Source organism: Rhodococcus sp. ARP2 (genome assembly GCF_001029585.1).
Classification (GTDB): domain Bacteria; phylum Actinomycetota; class Actinomycetes; order Mycobacteriales; family Mycobacteriaceae; genus Rhodococcus_F; species Rhodococcus_F erythropolis.
The window spans coordinates 68,802-91,571 of record NZ_LEKE01000120.1 but is presented as its reverse complement, the minus strand read 5'-3'; the positions used below and the strand labels follow the sequence as shown (position 1 = coordinate 91,571).

Below are 22,770 nucleotides of genomic sequence, written 5' to 3'. Positions count from 1 at the left end.
ACGGATGGACGCGAAATCCCCTGTGTGCAGTCGGCAACAAATAGTCCAGTTTGCGCGCAAACATCTGCGTACCGGGGGACCGAACTCAGACCAAATTCGTCGTCATTTCGGTTTGCAAAAACGCGCGTTCTTCACGCAGCTCGACACTCATCTGGACGATTCTGCACTTTCAATGCCCGAAAAAGTTGCACTCCGCCGCATCTGCCGACAGGAGGATAGAAGGTGCCCGATCAAACGTATGAACGTCTCAGCAGGTCAAGCCAACCCACCCCGGCCGATGTACGACGCGCTTCCTTTCCCACCCCAGAACCATCATGCTTGACGATCGAAAGCCCCGAACTACGTTGAGCCGCTGGATTCTTCCGCAGTCCCCTCTTCTCGGTTGGGATCATCGGAGATCTAACAACCGCGCGACTTTCAGACTTAAATGCAATGCCAACCGGTCGTCGCCGTTTGCCAAGTCTGCGCGTGTTATCTCCTGAATTCGCCGCAAACGATAGTACAAGCTCCCTCGATGCACACAGAGCGCCTCGGACGTCCGCTTTACGTCACCGGCATTGTCCAAAAAGCTCTCCAGCGTCGCGAGAAGAGCCTCACTTTTTGAGTCCTCATGGCTGAGCAAGGACTGCAAACCTGAGTGAATACTGTTCTCGAGTCGATCCTCCGACAGTTCGGCCAGAAGTCCGTAGACGCCGAGATCCCGATAATGCACAACATTTCCGAGCACCTTGACGACCTGGGCTACATCTGCGGAGCGTCTGGACTCTTCGTAGGATTCGCGCACGTCTGCAACCGAGGTTCGCAGTTCACCGATACCAACCCAACATTCGATGTTCTGGCGCCCACTTTCAGACAAGACTCGCTCCCGGGCTGCCACGATCAACGAGTCCAGATGGGTTTGAGTCGAGTGTTCGGCCACCGATACGATCAGCAGACTGTGGTCGGGGCGGTCGAGTTGGATTGCACTGTTCCGCGGGAGCCTCCGCCGAAGCTGATCGACGCCGACGGCAACACTCAGACGATCTCTTTCGGTCAATGTCGACCGGTGCACGGGACGAAGCAACATAGTGACCGCGACTGCTGGACCCGCAGCCATCAAGCCCTCATCAGCCAATCTGCTTGCCGCGTCCTCGCGCAGCGACCGCTCGCCAGACAGTACGTCTCGAGTAAGTTCCCGCTCCCGACTTCGGGACAACTCGTCCAGCAACTGTCCGCGATGAAGGATCATCGCCGCCGCATCAGCCGTGCGCCTCAAGACCTCGGCTTGATCCTCGTCAACTTCGCCCTCTGAAGTCAACAGCCAGACGAAGCCCAGCAGCGCATTGCGGTACCGGATCGGCATCCCGACCCGGCCAAGGGTCAGCCCTAGTTCTTCGTTGACGGGAACAGTGAAGAGATCGAGGGCTTCACGGCCTCCACTCGCGTAGATGAAGTCCACAATCTCGCGTGAAACATTCCGCTGTAGAACGGAATTCATTCTGACTGAATCGACGGCACTGTCATGCGAGTTGTACGCGAGTAGACGGATCTGTGCATCGTCGATCGCAACGGAACGGTCCAGTCGTCGCCCGGTAGTATCCACCAAATGCTGTAGTTCTCCGGCCATGGTCGAACTGTACGAGCCACGCTCGCCGTTTTGCAACATATGACTAAATTCGTCCGCGACAGTTTTAACGAATGACAGTGATGCAACTAACTTTCGCGCCATAAGCTCGCTACATGCCGAAGCACATGAGACCCGGAACGTGTTCGCTCGGCCCGCGACCAGGCATACCCAGCAACGACAGGTTGCACGACAGCGACGAGATTCGTTGCAGCCGTGAGATTTGCATTGTGGGTCGAAGCCAGCCGACACGCTCTCGCGTGAGAAAGCGTTGTCCCTGATCCGGAATCGATCGCAACCTCCGTTCGCCAGATCAACGTGGGTCCGGTCGGCCTCTTTCAATTTCGCATGCCTCCGAACGACATCGGCCACCGTGACGTCGCAAAACCGTTGCTATTCAGCAGATCCCGAGAGGAATCATCATGACCGGCACAGCAAATGCTTCTGTAGAGCATCAAACCGAGACGTCACCCGGACGTCGATCGGCGCGCCGTAGGGCCCTGATTGCCGGCGCGACAGGCAACATCGTCGAATGGTTCGATTTCACGATCTACGGTTTCACTGCCGCAGTTCTCGCGACAGTGTTCTTCCCTCCGGAGTTCGGCAGTGGCGCACTGCTTGCCACCTTCGCTCTTTACGGAGTCGCATTCTTGGCCAGACCTGCCGGCGGCATATTCTTCGGAAGACTGGGTGACCGCCTCGGCCGACGGAGGTCACTGTCCCTGGCTATTACGCTCATGGGCTGCTCGACAGCGGCTATCGGCCTCCTACCGACCTACGCTTCGATCGGTGTTGCAGCACCGCTGTTGCTGCTGCTCTGTCGCTTGGTTCAAGGATTCTCGGCCGGCGGCGAATACACCGGAGCGGCAACCTTCGTCGTCGAACATGCGCCGTCTCACCGGCGCGGCTTGTACGCAGGGATTATCAGCTCTTCGTCGTTCGTCGGCAGCATCTTGGCCACGGTCACAGTCTTGTCATTCAGCTTGGTCGGCACTGAGTCCTTTGCCGACGGGGGATGGCGTTGGCCGTTCATCATCGGAGGCGTTGTCGCCATGGTGGGACTGTTCATGAGGCTTGCGGTCGAGGAAACTCCGGCTTTCAAGGAAATGAAAGAAAACGATTCCCTTCCAACCCGCCCTCTCACAGATCTGTTCCGCAATCACTGGCGGACTCTGCTCACGTCATTCGTGTATTTCGCCTCGCTCGGTGTCGTTACTCATATGCTGCTCGGCTACATGCCGACATTTCTGATTCTTTCAGCCGACGTTTCGAGCACGGTGGCACTGCTGATGACAACCGGCGCTTTGGTTCTCGCAGTCCCGCTGTTCATCTTCTTCGGCGCTACGGTCGACCGAATCGGCCGGAGACCTCTCGTCAGAATCGGCATGGTGATGTCAGTTTTCGTTTCGGTGCCCAGCTACATGCTCATCGGCACCGGAAACATTTTCGCGATTGCCATTGCACTGGCTGCTCTGGTCATCGCGCTTTCCCTACTCGCGTCCGCTTTGCTCGTAATTCTCGAAATGATGCCGACGCATGCTCGATTCACCGGCACGGCGATCCCCTACAACATCGCATATGCACTCTTTGCAGGAACTGCGCCGCTGGTGTGCGCAGCACTGGTCAACGTCACTGGAAGCGATCTGTCGCCTGCCTTCTACGCGACCGCCATCGCTTTGATCGCACTTCCCATTCTGTGGCGAGGGATTCCGGAATCGAAAGACTGGCCTGCCACGCGGGGCAGCTCGACGAAACATTTCTGACAACGGACGCGCCACGGCTGTGATTTTTTGAGCAGCTGTCGATAGCGTTCCGATGGCCGCCACGAGAGAGTTGAGGACGACGGACACCTCTGGACTTTCAGGTACCAAATCCATTAAGGCAGAGCCGAATCCGAGAAGTCGGGATGCGGGTCTCCAGAGGAAGTCGACGGCGTCGGAATTACCAGAACCCAAGCTCGCCGGATCGAATAGCTGCGCTTCGATCCGGCGAAGCCATCAGTAGAAAGAGGGGCCGAAAGTGCCTACCGACAAGACCGATGCAGTTGTGGTCGGAGCTGGAGTGATCGGCAGCTCCATCGCCTACGAACTGGCCGCTCGAGGCTACGAAGTCCTGGTCATCGACAAGTCTGGTGGTCCGGGCTACGGCTCGACCAGTGCATCCAGTGCGGTCATCCGGTTCAACTACTCCACATTCGACGGTATGGCTGCGGCTTGGGAGTCGCTGCATTGCTGGCAAAACTGGAACGAGCATCTCAACGCGACAGTCGACGGCGCGCTTGCGAAGTTTCGGCAATGCGGGATGGCACTGCTCGATGTCGACGTCGCACCCCACGCGCGCACGATTGGACTGTTCGAGAAGATCGGAATCGACTACCAACTTTGGGACGCAACGACACTCGTCGAAAAGATTCCCGGTATCGACGCAGGTAAATACTATCCACCGAAGCCAGTCGACTCGGAGTCCTTCTTCGCAGATGCGGAAACCACGCTCGGCGCGCTGTACACACCGCAGGCGGGGTTCGTCGACGACCCGCAACTGGCAGCCGCGAATCTTGCTGCGGCAGCACGTTCGCACGGTGCGGTTTTCGCATACAACACGCGTGTGGTGGCAGTCGAGCAGTTGCCTGACGGCACCTGGCAGCTAGGGCTCGACGACGGGGAAAGTGTGAAATCCAAGATTGTCGTCAACGCCGCCGGCCCCTGGTCAGGAGCGTTCAACAAGCTGTCGAATGTCGGGTCCGACTTCAAGGTTTCGGTTCGGCCCTTGCGTCAGGAAGTCCATCACATCACCGCACCCACTGAGTACAACGAAAACGAGATCCTCGGCCCGATGATCGCCGATTTGGATCTCGGAACCTACATGCGAGCCGAACCTGGAAACGGTTTCCTCGTCGGCGGAACCGAACCGGATTGCGATCCGCTCGAGTGGATCGACGATCCTGATACCGCAAACCCGAATCGCACTGTTGCCCGATTCGAAGCGCAGGTTTTCCGCGCCGCCAGGCGTTTCCCCACCCTGGAGGTCCCTTCACAACCGAAAGGTATTGCCGGCGTGTACGACGCAGCGTCTGACTGGACCCCGATCTACGACAAGACAGACAGACAAGGTTTCTACGTCGCCATGGGCACCAGCGGGAACCAATTCAAAAATGCGCCAATCGCTGGGCGCCTCATGTCCAGGATCATCGACGAAGTGGAAGCTGGACACGATCACGACGCTGATCCCCTGACCTATGTCGGGATGCACACCGGGCTCGAAATCGACCTCGGCGCATTCTCCCGCCTTCGGGCACCCAATGCCGAGTCGACCGGGACGGTCATGGGTTAGAAGTCTTGTCCGGCTTGGAGAATCGACAGCCGCGACAACTGAATAGACACGGCTGTGGGTGTCCACCACGTGGTGGACACCCACAGCCGACTTCTCCTTCAACGGCGTCTACGGAAAATCGCCCTAGAACGTGTCAGCGTGCACATCGTCTCCGGGACGGAGAGCTATCGTGCATGGCAGGTCTTCAAGTAGCTCAGGAACGATGCCTGCAGCCCGGTGACGTGCGTCTCGTGCAACAACGCGGTCGAAACATCCTGCGACCGTCCCTTGCCATGCAACTGCTCCACGACGGCGAGAACATTGCGTGACAGTCCGCGATAGATCGGAATGGGTCCAGTCAGTTCGGCTTCGTTCAGCGTGACGTGCAGCTGCGGAACAACTGAGCCCACGCCACGCTCGGGCAGTGCCTCGACCAGTGTGTGGATCTGGCTGTCGGCGTTCACAACTCCGGGACTACCCGCACCGAAGGTCGCGAATGGGGGCGCGTCGCGCAGCCATGCGTAGAGGGCGAAAAGGCCTCCGTACGAGTACCCGAAGAGTCCGTGCCCGGACTCGCTGACACGTAGCTCCGACGAGTACAGGCGAGGGTGGAGTTCGTCGGTCAGGAAGTCGAGGAAGACGTCCCCGTGGGTGTCTGCCAGCTCCTCGAGGTAGGCGTCCACGTACTCCTGGGTCATTGCACCCGAGTCGCGAGCAGCGGCAAGAGTAGCCATCATTTCTTCGCCTACCGGTTCCCCAGGCGGCACGAGATCGCGGTTGCGGAGCCGTGCCCAGTTGGCGGCCTCCTCACCGGCATATCCGACACTGACCTGAATGTACGGGGCGACCGTCAGGTACGGGTCTGCCTGCGTGACGATGAGCGGGGCGGTAAGACCTACAGCCCAGTTGCCGTCCATCACGTAGATCAGCGGTAAGGGATCCGTGGAGTCCGCGTAGCCGGGGGGTGTGGTCACCCAGACGCCGTAGCTGTGCCCCGACTTCGCCGTTATTTCGAAGTACTCCGTGTCTGCAAAACATCCGTGCAGCATTGCGCTCATCGAACGTCTCCCTTGACGATATTGCCGGACTTCACGACGAGAGCAGCCATGTCCGGATCGGCGAACACCTTTGCGTCTCGGAGTGGGTCTTGCTGCCAGGCAACCATGTCCGCCTGCATACCGACGCGGATAGTCCCGACGGTTTCCCCGATACCGAGAATGTCGGCATTGACGCTGGTGGCCGAAACGAGTGCATGCATCGGCGACTCCAATTCCGCGCGCAAGCGCAACTCCTCACCTCGGCGCTTTTGGTGCGGCCCGATGAGGTCCGAGCCCAGGCCGATCCTCAGGCCTGCTGCGCGAGAGGCCTCGAGCGCTCTGGCCATGCGTTGACGCACTCCGGCTGCACGCTCTCGTATTGCAGGGTCCAGGTCCATGCTTTCGGTGTCCGTCAACTGCTCCACCACGGCGAAGGTGGGGACCAGAGCCACGTCGTGCTCGCGCATCAACTGGGCAGTCTCCGCGTCGATGTCGGTGCCGTGTTCCACGCACCGCACTCCCGCCCGCACTGCGTTGCGAATGCCCGCATTGTTGTGCGCGTGGACCGTGACGTAGGTGCCGCGCGACGCTGCTTCTTCCACTGCCACGGAGATTTCCTCGACGGTGAACTGTGTGTCGGTGAGGCGGTCATGGCCTCCGACGACACCGCCGGTGACGCACAGTTTCAGAAATGTTGCGCCTCGGCGGAACGATTCGCGCACGTTGCGTCGTAGCTCGTCGGCATTACCCGACATCAAGGACAAGGCGCAGAGCCCTGGAATGTGGTGCATGTTCCACAGCTCGGTCGGCTCCCATGCGGCCCCGTAGTAGCCGTGTCCACCGGTCTGGCACTGCACAGGACCACACGAGAGGACACGCGGACCACGCACCTTGCCGCTCGCAATAACGTCGACGACTCCGCCGTCGATGCCACCGACGTCTCGCACCGTGGTGAAGCCTGCGTCGAGGGCATCGCCCGCGGTGGCGAAGATGCCCGCAGCCAGTTCCGCTGCCGAGAGCTCAAACCCGAATTGCCTTCGGATCGGACTCGAAATACCCAGGTGGACATGAGCATCGATCAGCCCCGGAGTCAGAAGCATGCCGTCCAAGTCAACTGTCGTCGAACCCGACGGCGCCTGTCCGATCGCGGTGACAATGCCGCCGCTCACGCACACGTCGACTTCGACCGGGTCGGTACCCGATCCATCCGCGACCATGCCGCCGGCAAACCATACGTCAGTCAAAGGGACCTCCCGAGCATTAGAAAACCTCTTTCCTAAACACTGGTGAATTCGATATGCGGTACCGTACTCAACAGTGGTGAACCCGTCAATGGAGGTAGCGTGAGATCGCCGGTTGGGGAGGGTCGAGAGCGACTGTTACAGGCACTGTTCGACGAGTTCGGTGAAACCGGCCCAAGTCCGAAGCTGTCGATGCGCCAAGTAGCGGAGCGTCTCGGAGTGCACCACACGCTTCTGACCTATCACTTCGGATCACGACCAGGTCTCCTCAGCGCCGTACTGTCGGAAGCGCGCCGCCGTGACAACCTCGTCATCGCCGCGATGGGCAAGGATCTCGGGTTCGCGGCCCTGAGCAGGGCGATCTGGAGTTTCTACTCGAACGCCGAGCATGAAGATCGAAGCCGCACCTTTTTTCACCTGGCCGGACTTGCGGTTTACGAGCACAAAGCATTTCAAGATTTCGCCGCCGACCTCGACGACTTGGCGCACCTCCTCGAAGCGGCAGCCCTTCGCGAAGGATTCACAGTGGTGGATGCAAAGCAGCAGAGCATCATCGCAACCGCATGTCTGCGAGGACTGTTGCTGCAGAGGTTGCTCACCCCCGACGCCGAGGTCGACGCCGCAGCCGAGCGCTTCATCACCTCGTTGACAGCGTCCACCACGTAAGGCCTCACAACCGATCACCCTCGTTCGAAATCACAGACGGGGGCGGTTTTGTCATGGGCTCGGGCCTGTTTCGGCGTCAGCTGGGTCCCTCAACCCCGGCCAAGTGGTGGGTGATCGCACTTTCGACATCTGTACGAGCGAAGTGCCGAAAGATGCGACAAGTGAACCTATCCCGACCCAGCAGACACACGACATCATCGACAAGTCCGATGATTCACATGAGTTTCGAAAGTCAGGATTGAATTGTGACCATTACCTTCCGTGCCGCAGAGTTGAACAGCGCAAGTGGGATCTTCCAGCAAGCACTGCTCGACCAACCCAGTGCAGAGCCACTCGCCGGAGACATCATCACTCGCGCAGACGTCGAGTTCACCAGCGACGACGGCCGCATTCAATCCGGAGTCTGGGAGAGCGAACCGGGAAAGTCGCGGTGGGAGTTCCCCACTCGCGGCGAGATCATCACCATCGTCTCCGGCGCCATGACCGTCGAGGAGGACGACGGCGATCCCGTACATCTCGTTGCCGGTACGAGTGCAATCTTCCCAATCGGATGGAAGGGTACGTGGACGGTCACCGAGACCGTACGCAAGGTGTTCGTCGTATACAACGTATGACCAAGAGAATCCGCAACATCCGACTTTTACGGCCCGTCGTACGGACGGATCTCCCGACGCAACCCACTTGCCCTGAGCACCTGTCGCTGAACTCCCGCCCTCACGGAATCCTCCGTGCCGATTACCCTCACATGGTTTCTGGCGCGAGTGATCGCCGTGTACAACAACTCCCGGGTCAGCAGTGACGACGCCTCGGCCGGCAGCATCACCGATACCGTGTCGTACTGGCTGCCCTGGCTCCGGTGAATCGTCATCGCGTAAACGGTCTGCACCGACGAGAGTTGGCTCGGGTGAATCAGAAACGCATCACTCCCCCGCTGGAATGCAGCAATAGGAACGCCATCCTCACGCTGCACGATCACCCCGGCATCCCCGTTGTAGATCTTGGCCTCGTAGTCGTTGGCCGTCACCAACAGGGGTTGGCCCGGATACCACCTCGTCGGGTCCAGGAATTGCCCTGATGCCGTGCCGACCCACTCCATCGCCTGTTGCGCCCACCGCCCGACACCGTACGGTCCGTCACGGTGCGCGCACAGAAGGCGGTGCGATTCCAGGCCTTTCAGGGCGCCGATCGCATCACCCTCCTCGGCCGACGCCGTCACCACCTCTGAACTCGCAACGATATCGGCGCGTAATGCGTCAACGTCCTCGGGAGAATGGAAGGAGACGGCGGGATCGCCACTACGCAGGATGCGCAGAACCTCAGCGGAATCTCCAGCGCGTACTGCTCTGGCCAACGACGCGATGGTTCCGTCGAAGCGGCGCCCACGTGAGAGTTGAATGATCCCGCCCCGCAGACGATCCTGCTCGTCCACACTCAGGGCCTCTTCGGAACCGGTGGCCGTGAGATCGTCACCCACCAACTGTGTCAGCGCCGGATTTCCACTGACTTCTACCGGGCGGGCGACAAGGTCAGCAAGAACAGCGCCGGCGTCGACGGAGGTCAACTGATCGGGATCGCCGACGAGCAGTAGCCGGGCATCGGGGCGAACGGCCTCGAGCAGGCGCGCCATCAAGGTGAGGGAGACCATCGACGTCTCGTCGACGACGACCACATCGTAGGGAAGTCTGTTGGTCGCATTGTATTTGAAACGGCTCGAACTCCCCCGCTGCCAACCGAGTAGCCGGTGCAGGGTCATGGCCGCGAGTTCTTCGGGAAGGCCAAGGCTCGCGGTCTGCTCACGTACGGACTCTTGCAGACGTGCTGCGGCTTTGCCCGTCGGTGCGGCCAGCCCGATACGAGCATTCGAACCCAGTTCCTCCGACACGAGAGCGAGAATACGTGCGACCGTATGGGTTTTGCCGGTTCCGGGCCCACCGGCGATGACCGTCGTCCACTGTGTCGCGGCGAGAGCAGCGGCTATCCGTTGACGATCAGGGCTGGTGGTCGGCCCGTTCTCGTCGACGAACAGCGAATCCAGGCGCGTTCGGACCGCTTTCAGGTCGGCGGGCGGCCACGTGGACGCACGCTCGTCGAGCACTCGCCGAATCGTCTGCTCCTGCAGAAAGTACCGATCGAGGTAGAGAAGCTCACCGTCGTCCGTGTCGACCAACCGGAGGGGCCTGAGCGGTCCGGCGTTGCCGCCGATCACCAGAGGGCTCAGGCGAAGGGCGGCAACGATCTCCGACGGTTCGGGCCACGGCAACGACGTGAGTTCGTCTTCCGTCGCATTGTCGACGCTCACGTCGCGCATCCGTCGTAGATCGAGGCACACCGAACCTGATCGCACGGCCCGAACTGCCAACGCCGCGGCCAGCATTACTTCTTCGGAAGTTTCACCGCCCAGGCTGCACACTCTCGTCGCGACATGAACATCGGCGGCAACCAGAACCCCGGCTTCATTGAAGATTCGCACGATCCCTTTGGCGCGCTGCGCCAATTGCGCCTCGGTCATCGAATCTTCTCCCCTACTGTGTGGGACGCATCAAGACCGGCCAGCAGATCCGATAGTTCAACCGTCAGCTGAGCAGGCGGTTTCCATTCGAATACACCACATTCCGGCGGACTGTCCGGGCCGAGCATCCCCCGCACGAATTGATACTGCGCACCCCCGAGATGGCGATGCGGATCGTAGTCGGGCAGTCGCCACCGCAGATATCGATGCAGCGCAACCGAATACAGCAGTGCCTGCAAGGGATAGTGCGAGCGCATCATCTCCGTCGCCATGAGTTCGCGCGTGTAGTTGGCAGCCGTCAGATCGCCGCGGCCCAGCCGATTTGTCTTGTAGTCGACGATCACGAACGACGGGCCCGGGATCCGCAAGACGGCGTCGATACTGCCCGTCAGGAACCCGCGCATCGGTGACGTCTCGACACGGTCAAGATGGTCGGCGTACGACGCCAGAATGTCGTCCGGGGGAAGGTGGCGCCTCAACAGTTCCGACACTCCGCGAAGTGTGACACTCATCGACACCGGATCGTCGCCACCGGCCAGTGGGAGTTCGAAATCGAGTTCGGGAAGACGATCTTTCGGCGCGATCGTGGCCAAGGTTCCGAATCCCAGTGGAGTCTGCATCACCAGCAACAACGCATCCGCGAGTGCTTCGGAGTCGACCTCGGCCGCCCGAACCGAGACCGCCTCGGCGCAGCGTATACGGAGTTCCGCTCTCAGGTCTGAAGCAGCCGTGTCCACCACCTCGAGCACTTCATGCACCAGCGTGCCGAATGCGGCGCCCGCCGGAAGACCGTTCATCGGTGAAGGCAACGCCTCCAGCGGCGAGGGGGTGACGGTCCCGACGTCTACGGAATCCTCCGGCTCGTCGTCCTTTTCGGGATCCTCTACCTCACTGTCGGTGCTCGTGACCGCGTGGTGCGCTCCGGCGGTCAGTGCCGAGTACGACGTACGACGCCAGAGAGTGTCCAGGTCTCGATCGAAACGCGCCGCGGCCAGTTCGGTCACGTTCGCGGCTGCACCGGACCACTGGACGGGCGAGGGTGGATGTGGACCAACAGGTTCCACCGAGATCACATCGGAAGCTGCTGCCGGCCACGTCGCGAGTCGTGCTGCGGTTGTACCGTCGTCGAGCACCTTCACTACCCGAGCAGGTTCGGCGATGCCGGGTGTACGTCCGAGCATCAACCGGTGCAGCGGCGAGCGGGAGGTCCCGTAGCTGGGCGCCCACCAGAGCACGAGTTGGCACTGCGCCCGGGTCAGCGCCACGTACAGCAGCCGCAGTTCTTCGCCCGCTTCTTCAGCCTCCGCAACAGTCTTTCTGGCGTTGTGCCCCGGGCCTTCCTGCCCACCGACGTCGAGGATGCGGCGCCCATCCGGATCGTGCAACAACTGCGTCGGAGAGTTGAAGCCGCCCACGCTCTCCCAACTGAACGGGACGTAGACGATCGGGAATTCGAGCCCTTTGGTGGCGTGCACGGTTGCGATTTGTACAGCGGCAGCATCGCTGTCGAGGCGACGGCTTCTGTCGGTGGCACTCCCGGACGTCGGGTCCTTGATCCGATCGGAGAGCCAGCGAACCAATGCGCTCAACCCGAACGCTTCCTCGGTGGCGACGCGGCCGAGAAGTTGTGCGACGTGCCGCAGATCGGTGAAATCTCGTTCGCCGGACGGGGCCGCGAGTACACGCTTCTCCAGATTCGTTTCGGCGGAGATCCTTTCGAACACGGCCGCGAACCCGACGCGTGCGAACAACCCGGAGTATGAGCGCAGTTGACCCGCGAGTTCCGCGACGACGTTGTCGCCGTCGAGGTCCAATTCTTCGGCGGTGCGCCCGAAAATCGGAGAGAGGGCGGTCAACCGGACGCGATCGGACCGGTGCGGCTGCTCGATCGCCTGCAGCAGCCACAGCCACTGTGTTGCGCTGGGTGTCGCGAAAACACTGGAACCGCCGGTCAATACGGAAGGTACACCGACGGCATCGAGGGCATCGCGAATCATCGCCACCTGCTTGTGGGTGCGCACCAATACCGCGACGTCTCCCGGCTCGACCGGGCGCGGATCACCGTCGACCGCCAAGCGGGCATCGCTGCCCAGCAGTCCGACCACGTCTGCTGCGACGTCGTCCGCGACGCGACTGCGAAGTCTGCCTACGGCCGGAAATCCCGAACGATTGAGCGGTCCGGCTCCGGTACGCGGCAGATGGCGTACACGCATCGGCACCGGGCCGGACAACCGAGACTTCTTGTGCGAAGCCTCCACTGGATGCGCGACGATACCCTCGTTACCCAGTGCGGCGCCGCCGTAGAGGTGTTCGAGTGCCGCCAACAACCCTGGATCGCTGCGCCAATTGGTGGTCAACTCCTGGTGTGCATCCGCCTGATCGACCGCATCGAGATAGCTCAGGACTTCTGCCCCGCGGAACGCGTAGATAGCTTGCTTGGGATCACCGACCAGGACCAGGGTGGTGTGTCCGTGGAAGGCCAACCGCAGAATGTCCCACTGCAACGGATCGGTGTCCTGGAACTCGTCGATCAGCACGACCTTGAACTTTTCGCGCACCCGACGGCACGCCACGGGGCCGTATTCCGGATCCGTCAACACGCCGTGCAGCAGCGTCAGGAGATCGTTGAAGTCGCGAATTCCTTTGGTCCGCTTACGTCGTTCAACCTCGAGACGAGCAGCCGCCGCGAACAGGACTCGCTGACCGGGAGCGGTCTCCTCCTCGCCGTCGGGTTCGAGAATTGCCTGGCCATCGCCGACTGCGCTTCGGGCAATGGCCAGCGCGTCCTTCGTGGAAAACGGTGGAGACGAGTCCGTCCGGCTGTAGCGGCTGAGGTACAAATCCGAGACGACCTCACTGATCAGGTCGTCGACCGACTCCACAAAAGTTGTGTCGGGTTCGCGTTCCCCGGCGATGCCGAGTCCGTCGAGCATCCTCTGACAGAAACTGTGGGTGGTCGTGATGGTGCCGGCGTCGAACTCCGCGAGAGCGCGCAGGAGTCGACGACGCCGCACGCCGATCTCCTCGTCGTCAGCTGTGGCGAGGTACGACACCAGATCATCATCCGACCGCCTCGCCGCCTCCGGGTCGACCAGAGCGGCGGACACTCCGGCGAACCTCTCCCTGGCACGCTCACGAAGTTCCTGAGTGGCGGCCCGGCTGAATGTCACCAGCAGAACTTGCGAAATGTCAGCGAGACCTTCGGCAACACAACGGGTTGCGAGTCCGACGATCGCGTAGGTCTTGCCAGTTCCGGCGCTCGCTTCCAACACCGTGGTGCCGGTCGGTAGCGGCCCCAAAAGGTCGAAGTCCACGGGTTACTCCGCTCTTTCGTTGGTCAGCAACGGATCCCACAGTCGTCGGGCGAGAACTCCGAATCGAGTCGGTTCCTCGGCCCAGACGAATTCGTCGTCCGACGGCGGATCCGCAGCCAACTCCGCCAGTGTTCGAGCTTCTCCAAAAACGTAAGCGTTGCTCGGATCGATCATCTCGCCGTACTGCCCGGTCCACTGGGTGTCCGCACCGTTTGTCGCATCGTCGACCGACTCGCCACCAAAGCGTCGGCGCGCATATTCGGCTGAAGTAGCGGCCCACATCGGCAACGGACGCTGCAGCCCCCGCTCGCGTAGGTCCACCAGTTGCTGCAGGATCTCGACCGCATTGCCTGGCGCATCGAGCACCGACCGTGCCGCTGCTATCTTTCCCCGACCCCGTCCGATGGAGACTGCATCGAGCGCACCGGGTCGTCCGTGCGCTTTCAAGGCGAGCAGGTTTATCCAGGCCGTCATTCGATGTTTAGGCGCCAGTGAGGAATACGACGCCCGCACCACTGAATTGCCGTGCACACCGGTTACCGTTCCGGTGAGACGACGCCCGTCACCGAGGTCGATGTCGACGTCGACAGCCTCGGATTCGCCCTCGAGGTGTGGCAATGCAAGACCGGCAAGTTGGTCTACCACCCACTCGACGTTGCCCAGAACCGAGGCGCCCAGGTTGTAGGGCGGCAAAGTACCGCGGCGCCACTCGGCTGCACGGAAATCCGCCGAGCTGCGTCCAGCCAAGCGCGAGAGAAGCATCCGGTCACCCAGAGCCCAGGTGGACAGTGGATCGAGCTCGGTTGCCAGCGAATCCGCGATGTCGTCGTCGAGTTCCGGTACCCGGACGCCGAGGCGTTGGCGCAGAAAACCACGGGCGGGGTGTACGAGGAAGTTCACCAGGTCGGCAAGGTTCACTTCCTTCGGATGCACCTCGAGTAGCTTGGCCGACAAGACTGTCGGCAATTCGATCGGTGTTCCGGCAGCAGCCCTGGCACCGGCCAGCGCTGCCGTGTCGAAGCTGAACGGCTGATCCGGCGAGAAGTTTCGATTGTCGAACGACTGCAACGGGTGTCGAGTCAGCACCCCGTTGATCGCTTCCGGGCCCACCGTCGCACTGAGTACGTCGAGAAGGCCACTGAGGGGGATCGCCGGTGGTCTGACGACACCGGTGACCGGATCGGCACCGGTATACAACAGAATCAGATGCTCGCCCGCAGACATCACGGCATCGAGAAGCAGTTGCCGGTCTTCACTGCGCAGATCACGCTCCCCCACAACGGGATCACGGGACAAGATGTCGTCGCCGTCGACTCCACCGGTTCGAGGGAACACCTCGTCGTCGAGCCCGATCAGAACGACCACGCGATGCGGTACCGAACGCATCGGAACCATCGTGCACACCGTCAGTTCGCCGGTTCGGAAGTTGGCACGCGTAGGTCTGCCCGCGAGGCTGCGCGAGAGCATCGCGCGAACATCGGCCAGACGTAACACCGTCTCTCCGCCGAATTCGACAGCAGCTACCAGTTCGCGGTGGGCCCCCGCGCTCTGCCAGGAATCTGCGGGCGCAGTGTCGGTCAGCAGATCCAGGGCCCGCATCAGCACACGAAGCCATTCGGCCGGCGAATGTGGACCGGCAAGATCGCGAAGCGAGACTGCCAGGCGATCGACGAACTCTGCGAAACGTCCAGTCAGGTCGATGTCTGTGCCGTCCACGTCATCGAGTGGCAGCGCGAGATCCAGCCAGGCATTTTCCGATTCGTCCGCGCTGACCCCCAACAAGACTCGGTCCATGGCGGTGTTGAAGGTGTTCTGCGGAAATGCGTCGAGACCGAACGTGGCACGCTGCCGACTACCAATTCCCCAGCGAGCACCCGCTTCCGTCGTCCATTCCCGCAGTCTTTCCAATTCGTCGTCGCCCCACGAAAAACGTGTGCGGACAGGATCAGCCGCGGCCAGGTCGAGAACCTCACTGGCTGTGGCCCGGCCGTCGGCCAATTCGAGGAGAGAGCCGAGAACGGCCAGGACAGGATTGGTCTGACGTAATCCGCGGTCTGCCAGCCTTACTCGAAGAAGATGCCCAGGGTGGCCATGGACACCTTGCCCGAATGCAGCACGAACCAAGGGTGCGTACGTTTCGACGTCCGGGCACATCACGAGTACGTCGCGTGGCTGCAATGTCGGGTCGTCCTCGAACAATCGGAGCAAGCATTCGCGGAGCACCTCGACCTGCCGTGCCGGCCCGTGGCAAGCGTGGACCTGAACTGTCCCATCCGGTTCCGCTGCAACGCTGGGAGCACGATCTGCGATGACATCGGCCTTGACCGTCGCCAGGAGGGATTTCGGGCCGGCTGGTTCGGGAAGATGCACCGACTCGAACTCGGCGGCACCGAGGCTGATCTGAAGTTCACGAACGTCGCGAGCAAGACTCGACAGCAACGGATTGGCAGATATCAGCGCTGACCCGTCTTCCGAACGTCGGATCGTGCTCTCACTTCGAGGCGGTATGCGCGAGCTCATCTTGGTCCACAGCGCGGGGCTGGGATGCGGGAGCCAGATGTGCACGTCCCGATTCGCACTGAGTGCGCTCAAGATCATTCGCTGATCGACCGGCAGCCGGGTCGGCCCGAAGACCGACAGACGTTCCGGTAGGTCGACCAAGGCCGGGTCCTCGACCAGCGCGCGGCTCACTTGCCCCAGCCGCTCTGCGGGCCCCGGAACGTCGATCTTGTCCGCGACGATGCACCACAGACGTGCCTGCCATTCGAAATCCTCCGACAGCGCCAATCCGTGTCCGTCGGTCAACCGCCCGGCGGCCCAGTCGATCAGCATCTGTGGGCGTTGCGCGGCATAACTGCGGAAGAGTTCGGTGACATGTGTGGCGGAGGCAAACCGTCGACCTTCACGATGGCCTTCGAGATGTTTCGCCAGGACTCCGCACCAGGGCTCGCCGAGGGACTCGTCGATCACGTCGAGAACCGTCCACACCAATCGAGTCGGCGACCATGGGTCGTCGTCAGCCGTGATTCCACTGACCGCGGCCACGGACTCCGCGACCAGGCGCGCGGGTGAAGGAAACGCGATGTTCGCAGAAATTCCGTCCACTGCTGACGGTCCGGACGTGCCTAGCTGGGAGGACAGCCGCTGATTGAGCCAACGCTCGACGCCCTTGGCCGGCACCGCAACAGTTTCCCGGGCGAATGGATCCGACAGCGGTGTACGGAGGAGCGTGGCCAACGCCGAGACCAAGGTGTCCGAACGCTCGGCCCGGTACAACTTCAGCAATCTTCGCTCCCCTCACTCCGTCCAGACGTCCATCTCACCACGGCGCTGTGACAGGAGACGCCGAACCAGCCTCACGCAGCGGTGACGCGCAGGCAACATGACCGCAACCGGACGTTCGTACTGTGCGGGAATGACCAGTCCCGTCACCACACCTCGCCCCGCTGGAACCGGTCTCGACATCTCCGGCCTCGGCAAGACCTTCGAGATGGGTCGTCGGTCGGTGACCGCGTTGACCGACGTGTCCCTTCAAACCAGCGAAGGCTCCTTTCTGTCTCTGCTCGGGCCGTCCGGATGCGGGAAGTCCACCGTTCTCCGCATCCTTGCGGGCCTCGACACTCCGACGTCGGGAACAGCACTTGTCAACGGACAGTCGCCCGCCGAGTTACGCAAGCGCCGCGAACTCGGAATCGCCTTCCAGGATTCAGCTTTGCTGCCGTGGCGAACAGTGGCCTCCAACATCAAACTGCCGCTGCAGGTTGCCGGCATCGATCCCGACCCCGACCAGATCGCCGACTTGATCGCTCTCGTCGGCCTTGAAGGATTCGAGAAGGCCAAGCCCGCTCAATTGTCCGGCGGTATGCGTCAGCGTGTGTCGATCGCACGATCGCTCGTGGTCAAGCCGAGTGTCCTGCTACTCGACGAACCCTTCGGCGCACTGGACGACATGACCCGCCAACGGCTCAACATCGAATTGCTCAGGATCTGGACCGAGAAACCGGCGACCACGTTGATGGTGACTCACGGAATCGCCGAAGCCGTGTTCCTCTCCGACGTCGTCGCCGTCATGACGCCGCGGCCCGGACGCGTCCTCGAAGTCGTGCCGATCGACCTGCCGCGCCCGCGTACACCCGAGATGATGCGTACACCCGAGTTCCACGAGATCCACGACTACCTCTCCGGACTGCTCTTCGGAAAAGCAGGCGTCGCATGACAATTACCGATATCGAGAACGTCGCGACCGCGGCGGCGCAGCCATCTGTACCGCGCCGGATCCGATTGAAGCGACCAACGTGGTTCGGCGGTGCAGTCGGCATCTGCGGACTGATCGCTCTCTGGTGGATTCTGGCGGCGGCCGGTGTTGCGGGAGGTACGATTCCGACGCCGTTGGTGGTTGTTTCGACGATGTTCGACGACGGTTGGTCGCTCTACGGACCCAATTTCACCGTCACGGCTTCCGGTGCGCTGCAGGGCTTTCTCTGGGGAAATCTGCTGGCGATCACGCTTGCCGTGCTTGTCGTCCTCATTCCGCCCATCGAGGGATTGGCCACACAATTGGCGATCCTGAGCTACTGCACACCGCTGTTGGCGCTTGGCCCAATCATCCTGGTCGTCTTCGGCGGCCGGACCCCCACGATCTTTCTCGCCGCGATGTACTGCTTCTTCACCACGATGGTCGGCACACTCGCTGGCCTGAGATCGGCCGACAAGACGAGTCTCGATCTCGTTGCCGCCTACGGCGGTGGGCGTTGGCAGAAGTTCACCAAAGTTCAACTGGTGAGCGCACTTCCGAGTACCTTTGCCGCCCTCAAGATTGCTGCACCCTCGGCTGTACTCGGTGCCATCCTCGGAGAGTATCTCGGCGGGGTGGACAGCGGGATCGGCGTCGCACTCACGGCCGCTCAGACGTCGTACAACGTCCCGCGAACGTGGGGAATGGCCATCGCCGCCGCCTTGCTCGCCGGCCTGGGATACGCCGTCGTCGCAGCGATCGCCCGGCTCGTCACCCCGTGGACGAGCGCTCCGGGAGCACAGAAATGACCGCGGTACGAGGAACATTGAGATTCCTCGCTCCGATTGCCATCGCCTCGGCACTGCTGCTTGTCATCTGGGTGGTCTTCCTCAACGCCTTCCCCCAGGTCGGCCCGCGTGTGGGAAAGACGCCGGCCGACGTCTGGGAGTACCTGTTCTCCGGTCCTAAGTCCGCCGACGCTCGTTCGGGCATCATCGACAACCTGTTCATCACTCTGCGCGACGCCGGTGTCGGCTTTGCCGTCGGAATGACTGCCGCGCTCGTGGTGGCATCGATCTTCGTCGTTTCCCGCACTGTCGAACAGACTTTCATGCCCGTTGCAATGCTTCTACGATCTGTTCCTCTCGTTGCGATGACCCCGATCATCGTCCTGATATTCGGCCGCGGAATCGTGGGTGTGACGGTCATGGTTGCGATAGTGGTGTTCTTTCCTGCCCTGGTCATGATCATGGTCGGTCTGCGCGCCGCTCCAGCTCAGGCACAAGACCTCATCGCTGCGTACGGCGGGAGTCGTTGGACCGCATTGCGAATGGTGTCCGTACCGTCCGCACTTCCGGCGGTGTTCGCCGCCGCTAGGGTGTCAGTGCCCGGCGCGTTGATCGGAGCACTGATCGGCGAATGGCTCGGTAGCGGTCAAGGCTTGGGTTCGAGCATGATCAAAGCCATTCCGCGCTACCAGTACAACGAATTGTGGGCATCTATCGTGGTGATCACCGTGGTGTCGATCGTCCTCTACGCCGTGGTCGGGATCTTCGAAAGCATCGCTCTGTCTCGTTTCGGTCCTTCGGCGGGCAAGTCGTGACATCTGTTAACACGACCTCAACAAACTCTCTCTCCCAAGCAAACTGAACGAAACCGACTGGCCCTAGTGTTCCGATTCATGACGCCATTCAAGCCCGTCCGCCAGCTGGACCGCAGGGCCTTCTTCCGCTACTCCGCGCTGACCGGCATCGCAGTCGCCGGTAGTGCGTCATTGCTCGCGTGTAGCAGTGACTCCAGCAGTTCGAGTGGCGGAACCACGGACGACGGTTCCGAATTCGGAACAGTTGCAGTGCAGCTGTCCTGGATCAAGAACATCGAGTTCGCCGGCGAGTACTTCGCTCTCGACAAGGGGTACTACAAGGATGCAGGGTTCGGGAATGTCGACCTGGTGGCAGGTGGCGCAGCCGGCACCGGCGTCGAAGCCGGCTTGGACACCGGCAAGGTGTGGATCGGAATGTCCGCACCGCAGCTCACAGCCCCCGCCGTACTCGACGGACTGGAGGCAAAAATCGTCGGGGCCACGTTCCAGAAGAATCCGTTTGCGATTGTCAGTTCCGCTGCGGCACCGATCAACTCACCGCAGGACATGATCGGCAAGAAGATCGGCGTCCAGGATTCCAATCAGCTCGTCTTCGGAGCTCTCCTGGCAGCCAACGGCCTGACCGAAAGCCAGATGACGATCGTGCCCGCGCAGTTCGATCCGAGCCCCCTGGCAAACGGCGAGGTGGACGGCTGGGTCTCCTACGTGACCAACGAGCCGATCACACTGGCCGCCAAAGGTTTCCCCAACGCCCACTTCCTCTTCGCGGACTACAACTTGCCGTTGGTCGCCGAATCGTTCACGGTTCTCCAGTCCACCATCGACAACGAGAGGGACAAGCTCAAGGCATTCCTGAAGGCCGAGATCCAGGGATGGAAGGATGCGGTCGCTGATCCGGCAGAGTCGGCACGGCTTGCCGTCGAGGTCTACGGCAAGGACCAGAACCTGGAACTCGAAGAGCAGATCAAGGAAGCCACCGCACAGAACGATCTTGTGGTGTCGGCAGATACCAAAGCAAACGGGTTGTTCACGATGACACCCCAACTGATCGAACAGAACATCGCGGCACTGTCGAAAGCGGGGCTGGAGATTACGGCGGACCAACTGTTCGACATGTCGATCCTCGAAGAGGTGTACGCCGAGAATCCGGAGTTGATCTGACTGAGCCGAGCGTCAACGAACCTCTCGCGCGAGTACGCCCGAGATGAATAGTTGTACAAGGACCTCGGCCTTGTACCGGGCATCGGACCCAGCACCGATACAAAGGTTCCCGATGCCTTTGAGCACGTTGTACGCATCGACCCGCGAAGCAGTGCCAACAGACTCGAGCGCTGCCTCCAGGAGGGAGCCACATACCGGGACGAGGCGGTCGACGAAGTAGGCGTGCAGAGCGTCGGACCCGGCGCTGTCTCCTTGCAGTGCGCCGGCGAGCCCGTGCTTGGTGACCAGGAACTCCACGAACAAAGCCACCCATGCCCGCAAAGCCGCCTCCGGCGTTGCACTCTCCGCGAGCATCTGTGGGCCCGCGTCCGCACACGCCTCGACTTGGTGTCGGTATACGGCGACCACCAACTCGGGGCGCGTCGGGAAGTGGCGGTAGATCGTCCCCATGCCGACGCCGGCCTTCGCCGCAATCTCCCGCACCGGAGCGTCGACTCCGGACTCTACGAACACTGCTGCCGCCGCGTCGAGCAGCGCCTGCTCGCTTCGACGTGGGCGACCGACTTGCTTGGGAGAGGCGACGCGCGACTGCTCGTCCTGGGCATCAGCCATGTGCACTCCTCGCTGACTCACAACATATGTTTGCATTACGGAACACCGCTCCGTAATGTTGCGGAACGACGCTCCGATAAACAGTATCGCAGGGTGCAGCCTCAGCAAGGAACTTGCCATGACCTCATCAATGATCGACACTCTGAACGGCATCATCGGCGCCGGCACCCCGGTCGTCTCCGTTGCCCCCGTCGAGTTGTTCGCCCCCGATCGACCTGTCCCGCTGGAAGTACGTGTGTCTGCTCCGGCAGCAGGCACGAACCTCCCCGTTGTGGTGTTCTCCCACGGCAACGGCTGGAACCTCGATGGATACTCGCCACTCACGGCATTCTGGGCATCCCACGGATTCGTGGTGATCCAGCCGACACATCTGGACTCGCGCCGGAACGGTTTCGGGTTCGACCACCCGGTTTTCCCGACGATCTGGACCGAGAGGATCGCGGATCTCACACGCATCCTTGATCAGCTCGACACCATCGAAATTGCCGTACCCGGGCTTGCCGGCCGCATCGACCGCAGTCGAGTTGCCGCCACTGGTCACTCCTGGGGCGGGCAAACCGCTCAGTCGCTCCTCGGAGCAAGGGTCTTCGACGAGGCCGGCCAGGTCGGCCAGGACATGTCCGACAGCCGCGTCACCGCGGGAATCCTGTTCGCAGCAACCGGTCTCGGCGGCGAGAACCTGCATCCGTTCGCGCAGGCGAACTTCCCGTTCATGCGCCCCTCGTTCCAGGAACTGACGACGCCGACACTCGTCGTCGCGGGCGACCACGACCAGTCCAAGATGTCCAGCCGCGGACCTGACTGGTTCACCGACGCCTACACGCACAGCCCCGGAGCCACCGACCTCCTGACCTTCTACGGTGCCGAGCACGCACTCGGCGGAATCGTCGGATACGAAGTCGCCGAGACCACTGACGAGAACCCAGAGCGGGTCGCCGCCATCCAACGGATGAGTACTGCCTACCTTCGGACCGCGTTGCGCATCGATGAGACCAGCTGGCCAGCGGCCCGGGCCGCGTTCAGCGACAACGCCGACCCGATCGGCCGAGTCGACACCAAGTAATTCGGCAGTGATCCAACTTATTGGCCGAAGTTGAACCTGAGATTCGCATTTATCAAGGTGTTGAGCCGCTTTCGCATCCGCACGACCTCCGCCTCCGACGGTATCGGATCTTCGAGGAAAAGCGTCCAACGCAGCATCGTGCTGTTTCCGACCGCCTCGATGTCGAATCGGATGACGGCGTCGGGGCGGTCCGGCCAGATCGACGACCAGATCACCAGCCCCGGTTCTTCAGCCCTGACGATCTCCGGTGCGATCTCGCTCTCGAGAAGTTCCAGCCAGTGCCGGGCGGGCTGGCGGTACGGATCGATCAATGCCTCGAACATGAAGCGCGCAGGCGGCGGCTGGCTCCGGCGCCTCGTCGCGACTTGCTGCATGGCACGAGCGTAACCGCCTCTCAAGGGCATACCTCTGCCTTCGC

The 22,770-nt window shown here is 61.6% G+C and carries 17 protein-coding genes; 9 read left to right on the top strand and 8 right to left on the bottom strand.

Going from position 1 to position 22,770, the window contains the following annotated elements; all coding sequences use genetic code 11:
• Positions 1-388: 388 nt before the first annotated feature.
• Positions 389-1,975, bottom strand: a complete 1,587-nt coding sequence (locus ABX74_RS29415) for a PucR family transcriptional regulator (RefSeq protein WP_223258048.1) — start codon at positions 1,973-1,975, stop codon at positions 389-391.
• Positions 1,976-2,025: 50 nt separating this feature from the next.
• Here ABX74_RS29415 and ABX74_RS29410 point away from each other — a divergent pair, with 50 nt between their 5' ends.
• Together ABX74_RS29410 and ABX74_RS29405 are read left to right on the top strand one after the other, a co-directional pair.
• Positions 2,026-3,366 (top strand): MFS transporter, encoded by a 1,341-nt coding sequence (locus ABX74_RS29410; RefSeq protein ID WP_047890344.1) that lies wholly within the window; start codon positions 2,026-2,028, stop codon positions 3,364-3,366.
• Between the two features lie 256 nt (positions 3,367-3,622).
• On the top strand, positions 3,623-4,933 hold the full coding sequence (locus ABX74_RS29405) for an NAD(P)/FAD-dependent oxidoreductase (RefSeq protein WP_019746926.1): 1,311 nt from the start codon (positions 3,623-3,625) through the stop codon (positions 4,931-4,933).
• A 164-nt stretch (positions 4,934-5,097) separates the two neighbouring features.
• Here the strand turns inward: ABX74_RS29405 and ABX74_RS29400 are convergent, their stop codons facing one another.
• Positions 5,098-5,970 carry an alpha/beta hydrolase gene (locus ABX74_RS29400; protein ID WP_047890343.1) on the bottom strand — a complete coding sequence of 291 codons (873 nt, stop codon included), beginning with the start codon at positions 5,968-5,970 and terminating at the stop codon, positions 5,098-5,100.
• Positions 5,967-7,193: a metal-dependent hydrolase family protein gene (locus tag ABX74_RS29395; RefSeq protein ID WP_020968452.1), complete on the bottom strand. Its 1,227-nt coding sequence runs from the start codon at positions 7,191-7,193 to the stop codon at positions 5,967-5,969. The genes ABX74_RS29400 and ABX74_RS29395 overlap by 4 nt, the downstream gene beginning before the upstream one ends.
• Before the next feature lie 99 nt (positions 7,194-7,292).
• On the opposite strand from ABX74_RS29395, the gene ABX74_RS29390 reads away from it, so the two are divergent.
• Both ABX74_RS29390 and ABX74_RS29385 read left to right on the top strand, forming a co-directional pair.
• A complete protein-coding gene (locus ABX74_RS29390) occupies positions 7,293-7,856 on the top strand; it encodes a TetR/AcrR family transcriptional regulator (RefSeq protein WP_047890342.1) in 564 nt (187 codons plus the stop codon).
• 245 nt (positions 7,857-8,101) lie between these two features.
• A complete protein-coding gene (locus tag ABX74_RS29385; protein WP_047890341.1) occupies positions 8,102-8,470 on the top strand; it encodes a cupin domain-containing protein in 369 nt (122 codons plus the stop codon).
• Positions 8,471-8,496: 26 nt separating this feature from the next.
• On the opposite strand, the gene recD is transcribed toward ABX74_RS29385, so the two are convergent.
• Genes recD through recC form a run of 3 tightly spaced genes read right to left on the bottom strand, consistent with a single transcriptional unit; the run spans position 8,497 to position 16,964 of the window.
• Positions 8,497-10,365: an exodeoxyribonuclease V subunit alpha gene (gene recD, locus ABX74_RS29380; protein ID WP_047890340.1), complete on the bottom strand. Its 1,869-nt coding sequence runs from the start codon at positions 10,363-10,365 to the stop codon at positions 8,497-8,499.
• On the bottom strand, positions 10,362-13,679 hold the full coding sequence (locus ABX74_RS29375; protein ID WP_047890339.1) for a UvrD-helicase domain-containing protein: 3,318 nt from the start codon (positions 13,677-13,679) through the stop codon (positions 10,362-10,364). The genes recD and ABX74_RS29375 overlap by 4 nt, the downstream gene beginning before the upstream one ends.
• Positions 13,680-13,682: 3 nt before the next feature.
• Positions 13,683-16,964, bottom strand: coding sequence for an exodeoxyribonuclease V subunit gamma (recC, locus tag ABX74_RS29370; RefSeq protein ID WP_020968447.1), 3,282 nt, complete (start codon positions 16,962-16,964; stop codon positions 13,683-13,685).
• Between the two features lie 97 nt (positions 16,965-17,061).
• On the opposite strand from recC, the gene ABX74_RS29365 reads away from it, so the two are divergent.
• From ABX74_RS29365 to ABX74_RS29350, 4 genes are all read left to right on the top strand, one after another.
• A complete protein-coding gene (locus ABX74_RS29365) occupies positions 17,062-17,895 on the top strand; it encodes an ABC transporter ATP-binding protein (protein ID WP_047890338.1) in 834 nt (277 codons plus the stop codon).
• On the top strand, positions 17,892-18,722 hold the full coding sequence (locus tag ABX74_RS29360) for an ABC transporter permease (protein ID WP_020968445.1): 831 nt from the start codon (positions 17,892-17,894) through the stop codon (positions 18,720-18,722). The genes ABX74_RS29365 and ABX74_RS29360 overlap by 4 nt, the downstream gene beginning before the upstream one ends.
• The gene (locus ABX74_RS29355) at positions 18,719-19,516 is read left to right on the top strand and encodes an ABC transporter permease (protein WP_003945590.1); all 798 of its coding nucleotides are present in this window, start codon (positions 18,719-18,721) and stop codon (positions 19,514-19,516) included. Before ABX74_RS29360 ends, ABX74_RS29355 begins: the two co-directional genes overlap by 4 nt.
• Positions 19,517-19,594: 78 nt before the next feature.
• Positions 19,595-20,677, top strand: a complete 1,083-nt coding sequence (locus tag ABX74_RS29350; RefSeq protein ID WP_020968444.1) for an ABC transporter substrate-binding protein — start codon at positions 19,595-19,597, stop codon at positions 20,675-20,677.
• Between the two features lie 12 nt (positions 20,678-20,689).
• Here ABX74_RS29350 and ABX74_RS29345 read toward each other — a convergent pair whose 3' ends face one another.
• The gene (locus tag ABX74_RS29345; RefSeq protein ID WP_029254470.1) at positions 20,690-21,289 is read right to left on the bottom strand and encodes a TetR/AcrR family transcriptional regulator; all 600 of its coding nucleotides are present in this window, start codon (positions 21,287-21,289) and stop codon (positions 20,690-20,692) included.
• Between the two features lie 118 nt (positions 21,290-21,407).
• Between ABX74_RS29345 and ABX74_RS29340 the strand changes: the two genes are divergently transcribed.
• Positions 21,408-22,352 (top strand): alpha/beta hydrolase family protein, encoded by a 945-nt coding sequence (locus tag ABX74_RS29340; RefSeq protein WP_047890337.1) that lies wholly within the window; start codon positions 21,408-21,410, stop codon positions 22,350-22,352.
• 17 nt (positions 22,353-22,369) lie between these two features.
• Here ABX74_RS29340 and ABX74_RS29335 read toward each other — a convergent pair whose 3' ends face one another.
• On the bottom strand, positions 22,370-22,726 hold the full coding sequence (locus ABX74_RS29335) for a hypothetical protein (RefSeq protein ID WP_030534753.1): 357 nt from the start codon (positions 22,724-22,726) through the stop codon (positions 22,370-22,372).
• Positions 22,727-22,770: the final 44 nt, after the last annotated feature.